This is a genomic window from Sulfolobales archaeon (assembly GCA_038897115.1).
Classification (GTDB): Archaea; Thermoproteota; Thermoprotei_A; order Sulfolobales; family AG1; genus AG1.
This window is the reverse complement of record JAWAXC010000002.1, coordinates 72,511-80,493: the sequence shown is the minus strand read 5'-3', so window position 1 is coordinate 80,493 and position 7,983 is coordinate 72,511. Positions and strand designations below refer to the sequence as shown.

Here is a 7,983-nt window from a genome sequence, read left to right as displayed (position 1 = left end):
CTGTCGATGGAATCACATTGCTCCCCAGCATGTGGTTCAGCCCTCCAAAACAACTGCTCTCCCCTTAGCGTCTTCAGCTCCTTGTCCAATACAATCGCATTGATGTTCGGAAACTGTCTAAGCTTAACTGTTTCGCTAAACGTTAATGAATTACTTATATGAAGTATACCTATTGGTGAATTTAGCGATATACGGCTCCCCGCGATCACGAGGATCTATGGCTCTACTTAGAATTATAACAAAAATATCTTAAAGATAAAACTTCAAAGGCTACTCATCATTAATGATATACATATATATCGGAGTAGAGAGAGCCTATATAGCTCCTGCTGCTCCCATAGAGAAGAGTCGATGGCGAGTAGAAGTAGTTAGCCACTATCCAGTAACCAGCATAAGCATATTCGCTTTTAAGAAGTGCATATACTCTGAGGAGCATATATACTTGGTTTACCTCTTCCACACCCACGGAGGCTCCCATTATTGCTGGAGCATCGCTCCTGATTTGACAGGCTATTTTCCACACACCGCAGAAGATGCCTAACACATTTACTGATCCTGAGAATATAGGGTATGTTTTGAGATCATTAATAACTGTGAACGTATCAAATCCAACAGCATCCTGGCTTTTGAAATCCCTGCTCCACGCCCAATCCAGTATATAATATCGAATGGCAGCCTCTAGGATGCCCTGCCCATCATATGGGTTCTCGTCCTTCATAATATAGCTGATCATCTGGTTATTAACTATTGATGGTCTCATCAGAGTCATATTTGCAAGGGTATCTGTTGGGATTGATGAGCAGAAACCCCAGGGACATGTCATCACATATAGCCTGTACCTCGCAGCAGCTATATCACCTAGAAAGCCTATACCGAGGATAGCTGGCGGTGTGAAATTGATATCACTTCGAAGAGTTGTATCCACGTCAAGCCATGTGTTATCCTGTCTAAGCGCCATCGAGGCCCCCACAACCCTGTAGTCTACGGGAGTTGACGAAGATCCCACGCTTGCTGTTATCATGAAGTTCAGGCTAACAGAAGATGTAGATCTATATAAAGCCCTTAGATTTACAACATCTATCTTATCTGAGTCAGGCCCTCTAACCAGCGATGCTACTACTGGTAGAGGCACGCCCATAATAGATCCGTAGTTCTCCTCTAGAACCCAGTAGTAGCACTCGGTATACCATGGAGCCCAGTTGCAATAGTAATTAATGCTCCCAGGAGGCCATTGATCTTGTAGCCTTATATCTCTAGCAGGTATCTCGCTATTTACTTGGCTTCTGCTATGATTTGCTATCGGCTTCTTAATCTCTAGATGCTCTATTATCTCTATCGCTATGCTTCTATTATTTATTATCTCCTCTATTCTTATCGGTACTGCTTTTAGGCTGTCATATACTCCTTGATCTTCGTGTATCGCTCCCGCAAGGATTATCCCTGGCGATACATATCTTGGATCTGTTTTTCTAGATGCCAGATAATCCCACCACTCCCTTGAGAAATCCCTGAGAACACTATGGTTAGCCCTTATAACCCCATTCCCACCATAGATACCTAGGCTCCTGATCTCACCAGCAGGTGTCCAGCCATATATGCTATAAACGGCCTTCAAAGGCCTTCCATAGCTATCCTTAACAAGTATGAGGAACTCGGGCTCCGATCCAGGGCTCTGTAGAAGCCATGTATAATCTCTATAGGAGATTGAGACTTCGATAGAGGGAAAGCGATCATAGTAGTAATACACAGAGGTGAAGAGTATAAGGCCCAGGAATATTGATATGGTTAGCAGAGCTATTACAAGAGCACTATGTATATCGACGAGACCTATTATAGAGCCCAACATGATTCCCCCAAAGAAAAGATTGGGGGTTAATAAGTATTCAGATTAGCGTCTCACAGCTAGGGGGTTCAGATCTCCTTCAGACCCAATAATATGGCTCCAATATAGGCTGTTTCAGATTTAGATATTTTGGATTATATCTAGCTAGTTGTTCTAGATAGCTCCCTGCCCTTAAGGCGATTCATGAACATGTTCCTGTAATATCCAAGCGTCTCCTTAGTAGCTATTCCTCCTCTTCTTCCTCTCCCTAAGGAACTCCTCGAAGCCAAGATCCCTCCTGAGCTCTATCTTCTCAGCGACTATTTCTAGGATCTTTTTAAGCTCCTCCCTATAGTGCTTAATAACAAAGTTAAGGATCATCGCCTTAAACACCTTGTCCCAGAGGCTATGGCTAGTATCTCCGCTATGAGCTCCCTATTGATCCTGCTATCTGTATCTATAACTATGCATCCCTGAGAGCGTCCAGGAGATCCAAGATCATCTCGATGTATAACCAAGTATCTCTAGAGCCTTCTTATTCCCCTAGAGATCTGGTAGACATATGATCTAGAAACGCCTAAGATCTTCGAAGACCGGGATAAACCATACCTCTTGGCCAACGCATCAATGATCCTCCATCTAGCATCGGTGGAAATCAGGTAGTCAGGGGTTCGAATCTCTTTGGGGGACAGGAACCTTTATTAGTTTGACTCGTATAGCCTAATATGGGTAATCCGCCCAGGTGATAGGAGCTCTACCCCAAGCCTGGACGGGCTTACCCCATATGGGAGCCCTGTGCTGCTGTGCTTAACAGCCACCTATGAACCCATAAATGTCTCAAGGCCTCTATGGGCTTTACAGAAACACTAGAGGCAATCCTAAACAACATAAAACAACCCTCTAGGGAGAAGCGGCCATTGGTACCCCTATATACCTTATTTCCTCGCTATCCCCACCAGCTTTATCAATATTATGGTTGATAGTATTGATGATACAGCTGAAATTATAAAGGGTAGCCTGGGATCCCTCTCAAAAGCTATAGCCTGGATCATAGGCGATGGTATTAGCGCTAAACCTGAGAGGGTTCCCATAGAAGCTAGGGCTGATGCCTTCATACCACTCTCCAGAGATCTCGCGATCAGAGATGCTGTTGAGACCTCAGCTAGCTTGATCATGGAGACCCAGAGTAGATATGATGGTATAGCTATAAGATCAGATGCCGTGGCTATCATCACCAGCTGCATAGCTGAAGACAGAGCCCAGCTAGCCACCACAGATCTGAGGGGCCCAAGTCTATCCGCTATTACTCCATATAACAATGCAGCTTGATTCTCCACAACCGTTCTTAGAAAGAATATAAATGCTATAACTATGGTGCTAATACCCATATATTCTGAGAGATATAAAGCTACTATATAGCTCCCAGGCGATAATACCGCAAGGCCATTGAGCGGAGTTACCACTAGTAGTGCCTTTAAAACAGGGCTAGATCTATATAGTCTGAGGAGCTCCCTAAAATTTCTAGTATAGATCCTTATGAACCCCTTATTCCCATCTCTTGAGGATCTAGCATTATAGCCTCCACTAACCCTTTTAAGGGGCTCTTCGAGAAAGGCTATTCTAAGTAATACTGTTATAAATGCCAGGATCGAAGCTATTATAAGAACATGTGTGAATGAGAGAGCAGATGCTATGAAACCGCCTATGAGAACACCTGCTAATGCTGCAAGCCCTGTGACACTATAATACAGCCCAAGATTAACCCCTGCCCTTTCTCTGCTTACCTCCATTATATATGATCTCCAAGACATGGTCGAAATAGGCTGGCCAAAGGAATAGAAGATATATATGGCTATAGCCGATACCATGGGATCTTTGGTGAGTGATAGAATAAGAGGGGGCAGAGCGATTAACATATTACCTAGAACTAGAGATCTTTTATATCCAAAGCTATCGATAAAGATCCCAATGAATGTCCCGAGGATTAGTGTTGAAATGCTAGACGCTGTATATAGAATCCCCTGAAGGTATGGTGTTAAACCTCTCTCAGCTAGTATCAGGGGTATATATAGAACCCACATAGAATTTCCGAGAACGCCTGCAACCGCGGTTAGGCTAAGCAGAGCTGTAGCCCTTTCGATCCTGAGGAGCCTTTGAAATAGATTCACCAACTTTGAGCCTATGCTCATCACCCCTAATCCTTAATTGCCATGTAGCTCGATCCAGCTCTTTCTCCTGGAGATCTGGCTGATTAGCAGCTAGGGGACATGTAGGATCTGGGGAAAAGAGGTTTCCCGTGAGCATATAGGCGATGAAGCGAGATCCTCCTCTACATTCCATCTTAATTGAACAGCTTCTACATGGCTCACATAACCATTCAAGGGATCTTAGCCTGTTTAGGAGAGCATTGTTCATCCACACCTCCCTAATATCGTCAACCAAGGCATTGCCTAGGATAGCCACGTCTCCCATGGCAGATGCTTCTTCACTAGGGAAGATACTCCCGTCTGGAACTATGGCAAGGCCTATAAGCCCCCATAGGTTTGGATAAGGCTTTCTACCAATAACAATGTCTTTATCAACCGCAAAATAGATCTTCTCACCGTATTTTGTGACAAGCTTTTCCCTCAGCGACTCTAGCTTCTCCACATCACTTTGAATCGGTTTTAAGAGGTAGTAGTTATAAAATCCATGCCCATATCGAGCCATATGATGTATCTCCACAAGATCCGCACCTGCTTCTAAACATCTCTCCACAATATCTTCGATCATATCTATATATGGCCTTATATAGAGGATCCCTACCTGAACATAGAAGCCAGCTTCCTTATAGATCTCTATAGCCTTAATCCTCTCATAAATAGTTCTCTTCAGCCTGTCAGGATTAGCAATATCAAGCATGACGTGGGAAGAGACATTTATTCTAATCCTGTTAAGCCCTGCCTCTTTCAGCTTTTGAGCGATCTCTTTTGAATAGATCGAGCCGCTTGTGAGAAGAAGCGGTTTTAGATTGAGGTTTGAAGCCTCTATTATCATTATATATATGTCCTTCCTGAGGAGAGGCTCTCCACCACTTATTACAAAGTTATATGGCCTAAGCTGCGATATTTTGTATATTATTTTAAGCCACTCATATGTTCCAAGCTCTCTAGAGTATCTTCGGCTATATGTTCTAGAGACGGGCATGTTACAAGAGATAGATCTTATACCTCCAGAAGATCTAGCAGGAGGAAGATCTGGTGGATTATGACAATAGAGACACCCCATAGGACATCTATAGGTAACCTCTATGGATACAACATAAGGGGGGTTATATCTGATAATGTCTAAAAAATTAGAGTTTGTAGGAGATGACATGTAGATCTACCTTGTTTCCTCTACACATTTCTCGCCTATTTCTCTATCTTTCTTCTTTACTAAACCTACATATATAGCTAGATCTTTCATTGTCATGTAATAACTTGGCGGGGTGCAGGGAGGAGGTATATCTATGCATCTATCCGCCATATCATCACCAATAGACTATAAATATAAATAAATATATATTTTATGAAATATTTTATACATATTGGTAATATCTTTTACTTTATGGTTAAACTTTTGTTCTCCTGGTAACTTTAATAACAGGGAGGATATCAGGCCTCATAATAAATCGTATAAGACCGCTTAAGATATATTATTTGTGATGCTATGAGCACCGATGAAAGAATGAAAAAGAGAGGTATTGCCTCTGTGGGTAGGATAGTTCTCTATATAACTTGCATATGTGGAAGGATCTTTGCCTCCGAGGATCTCGAGCCCGAATGCCCATATTGTGGGAGAAGATATGAGGCTAGGATAGAAGGAGATCCAAGTGGTTTTAAGGTTAGCCTAAGACTTATTGGGGGTGAGGAGAGCGTTGAGCTTGGATCTGAGGAGATCGATCGCAGATTTAAACCTAGGACTGATCTTATAGAGACGTAGCTTAGGCGATTCATATACACACTCAATAATCCCCCGAGATCTTAGCTCTTCAACATATCTAGCCATATTCTTAGGTGCTAGGCCAACACATCTAGCTAGTTTCCTAATAGAGAAGAGCTCTTCCTCTCCCCCGCTTATTATACATATAATAGCCTTTATCCTAGGATCGTCTGACATTATACTAATAAGATCTACTATCAGATCTATATGCTCACAGCAAACATCAGCTCTCTCAGATACTCGGCGCTCCATATTAACACCTAATCTATATCTCCCACATCTTTTAACTAAATAATTTATAGTTATAACTGAAGGCCTCGTCAATTCAGAGTAATGATGTGCTAAGAATATAGACTAGTTATCTATTCTAAATCTCGCAGACATTCATATCGAAAACTACATAATATCTAGGTGGGAAGACAATGGTATATTAGCCTCTGTGGTAATATAAAGGGTGAGAGCATGTATTCACTAGCAATAACATCCTATAATCCGATTCTTAGGTCTCAGAAGGTAAGTAAAGCTGTGGAGGAGGTTAGGAGATATATGTTAACGAGAGGTGGTTGGGACCATATTGAGGAGAAGGATCTGTTTGAGATTGAGAGGGTATTTATGGATAGAGATCTCGAGGTGATCCACGCTGCGAGAGAAATAATTAGAATCCTGGTAAGACCAGCTATTAGAATCGATATTAGGAACAACGATACCCACTACAGGCTATACCATAGATTACCATGGGAGGTAGAATATGGCCCCGAGAAGTGCCCGATCTGTGGATGCGAGATAAGCGATACAGGGTACTGTTGCTGTAGTGGAGCCGTTGATTAAGTAGATGATACCTACTATCCGCTTCTCCCTACCGCTTTGCTCTATATTAGCAGTAGGGAGAAGCGGTTCTAAAAATACCTTGTTAAAGACTCCTGATCTCCTCTCAGCCTTAGAGGATGAAGCTTATAGCTGTGAAGATCCTGCGTCTCTTTATGATGTTAGGTATTAGTCTAAGTATATATGACGATCTAAGCTTTTTAAGATACATACTAGAGACCTCAGAAGCTAGATCCCGAGGGACTCGATGTCTCGCAAGGAATATGCGAAATTGGATCCAATAGATGGGGAATAATATAGATTGATACACTGCGTAATATGTGAGTAATGCTATGAACCTAAGAAATATCTTTGCTAGGAAAATAGTTACGAGGCATAGCATCCGAAGTATTTGGAGAAACATATAGAGAGTCTCTAGCCTGGCCATGCATATCCCTAGAGGATAATCCATGATGCTCTAGAAAAATATAGATTTTATTTTTCCAAGTACCCTATCACCGATGACTCTTTCAAGAATTGCAATTAATTCGATGATATAGAGCTTAGCAGCGATAGGGCTTTAGAGGGTTACAGCTGGAAGCCTCGCCTTATTAAGGCGGGGGAGGAGGTCAGAAACTATTGTGAGAGCTCACTAGACCCTAATCTGGGCCTATGGATTGTTGATTATCTATGCTTTTCATTAGACCATGGATGGGGGATCATTTGGTGTGTAGAGATAGGCAGAGCAGGTTTTTAGATTATCCCTAGGTGGCTAGGGTGGTTTAGACCACTATCTGATCACTCGGATATTGCAATGATTATATATGTGTTCATCTAAAAACCTCTTGGTGGGGCTATTGAGTGATGCTGAAAGGCTTAGGGAGGAGCATATTAGGAGGCTTGAAGCGGTTGTGGGTAGGTTTGAGAATATAGCTGAGAGGCTTGAAAAAAGCAGTCCAGAGCTTTGGAAGGAGTTTAGAGAGGAGATCGAGGAGCTCTTAGATGAGGCAAGGGAAGCTCTGGATAGGGTTAAGAGTGGGAGGAGTGATGTGGAGGAGCTTAAGGAGCTCATGCCCTTCCTAGATAGGATGGTCTCGATGGTTAAGGATCTAATAGGAACGGCTATATCACAGCTAACCTCTGCACTTGATGGTAGAAAGCTCGGTGAGGATATAGGATCACTCTATGAAAGGCTTAAACAAGCTGGAATGCCGGAGAATCTTATAGCGGAGACTGTGAAGGAGTATACGAGGAAGAGACTTGAGAGCTCTCCAAGCCTCCCAGAGGTTGTGGAGATGCTCATGAATAGATTCCTCTCGATGAATATACGAGGCATTAAAGGGGAGCAAGCAGATAAGAGGGAAAAGAGTTCTGACAAGGAATAGAGCCCCACG

The 7,983-nt window shown here is 42.6% G+C and carries 8 protein-coding genes; 3 read left to right on the top strand and 5 right to left on the bottom strand.

All coding sequences use genetic code 11. The features are described from left to right. Window positions 1-280: 280 nt before the first annotated feature. The 5 genes from QXE01_00875 to QXE01_00855 form a co-directional block, all read right to left on the bottom strand. Window positions 281-1,846: a hypothetical protein gene (locus QXE01_00875; GenBank protein ID MEM4969786.1), complete on the bottom strand. Its 1,566-nt coding sequence runs from the start codon at window positions 1,844-1,846 to the stop codon at window positions 281-283. Window positions 1,847-2,059: 213 nt separating this feature from the next. Then, window positions 2,060-2,203 carry a hypothetical protein gene (locus tag QXE01_00870; GenBank protein ID MEM4969785.1) on the bottom strand — a complete coding sequence of 48 codons (144 nt, stop codon included), beginning with the start codon at window positions 2,201-2,203 and terminating at the stop codon, window positions 2,060-2,062. A gap of 554 nt (window positions 2,204-2,757) precedes the next feature. Beyond that, a complete protein-coding gene (locus QXE01_00865) occupies window positions 2,758-4,011 on the bottom strand; it encodes an MFS transporter (GenBank protein MEM4969784.1) in 1,254 nt (417 codons plus the stop codon). Then, window positions 3,938-5,179 (bottom strand): radical SAM protein, encoded by a 1,242-nt coding sequence (locus QXE01_00860; protein MEM4969783.1) that lies wholly within the window; start codon window positions 5,177-5,179, stop codon window positions 3,938-3,940. Before QXE01_00860 ends, QXE01_00865 begins: the two co-directional genes overlap by 74 nt. Window positions 5,180-5,185: 6 nt before the next feature. Further along, a complete protein-coding gene (locus tag QXE01_00855) occupies window positions 5,186-5,329 on the bottom strand; it encodes a hypothetical protein (protein ID MEM4969782.1) in 144 nt (47 codons plus the stop codon). Between the two features lie 183 nt (window positions 5,330-5,512). Between QXE01_00855 and QXE01_00850 the strand changes: the two genes are divergently transcribed. The 3 genes from QXE01_00850 to QXE01_00840 all read left to right on the top strand — a co-directional run bounded on the left by QXE01_00850 (window position 5,513) and on the right by QXE01_00840 (window position 7,974). Then, a complete protein-coding gene (locus tag QXE01_00850) occupies window positions 5,513-5,785 on the top strand; it encodes a hypothetical protein (GenBank protein MEM4969781.1) in 273 nt (90 codons plus the stop codon). A gap of 462 nt (window positions 5,786-6,247) precedes the next feature. Continuing rightward, the gene (locus tag QXE01_00845) at window positions 6,248-6,613 is read left to right on the top strand and encodes a hypothetical protein (protein MEM4969780.1); all 366 of its coding nucleotides are present in this window, start codon (window positions 6,248-6,250) and stop codon (window positions 6,611-6,613) included. A gap of 833 nt (window positions 6,614-7,446) precedes the next feature. Then, the gene (locus tag QXE01_00840) at window positions 7,447-7,974 is read left to right on the top strand and encodes a hypothetical protein (protein MEM4969779.1); all 528 of its coding nucleotides are present in this window, start codon (window positions 7,447-7,449) and stop codon (window positions 7,972-7,974) included. Window positions 7,975-7,983: the final 9 nt, after the last annotated feature.

Bases quoted from the DNA above. Each gene is read 5' to 3' on its own strand.
- QXE01_00845 (MEM4969780.1), top strand. From the start codon at position 6,248: ATGTATTCACTAGCAATAACATCCTATAATCCGATTCTTAGGTCTCAG.
- QXE01_00875 (MEM4969786.1), bottom strand. From the start codon at position 1,846: ATGTTGGGCTCTATAATAGGTCTCGTCGATATACATAGTGCTCTTGTA.
- QXE01_00870 (MEM4969785.1), bottom strand. From the start codon at position 2,203: ATGATCCTTAACTTTGTTATTAAGCACTATAGGGAGGAGCTTAAAAAG.
- QXE01_00850 (MEM4969781.1), top strand. From the start codon at position 5,513: ATGAGCACCGATGAAAGAATGAAAAAGAGAGGTATTGCCTCTGTGGGT.
- QXE01_00865 (MEM4969784.1), bottom strand. From the start codon at position 4,011: ATGAGCATAGGCTCAAAGTTGGTGAATCTATTTCAAAGGCTCCTCAGG.
- QXE01_00855 (MEM4969782.1), bottom strand. From the start codon at position 5,329: ATGGCGGATAGATGCATAGATATACCTCCTCCCTGCACCCCGCCAAGT.
- QXE01_00860 (MEM4969783.1), bottom strand. From the start codon at position 5,179: ATGTCATCTCCTACAAACTCTAATTTTTTAGACATTATCAGATATAAC.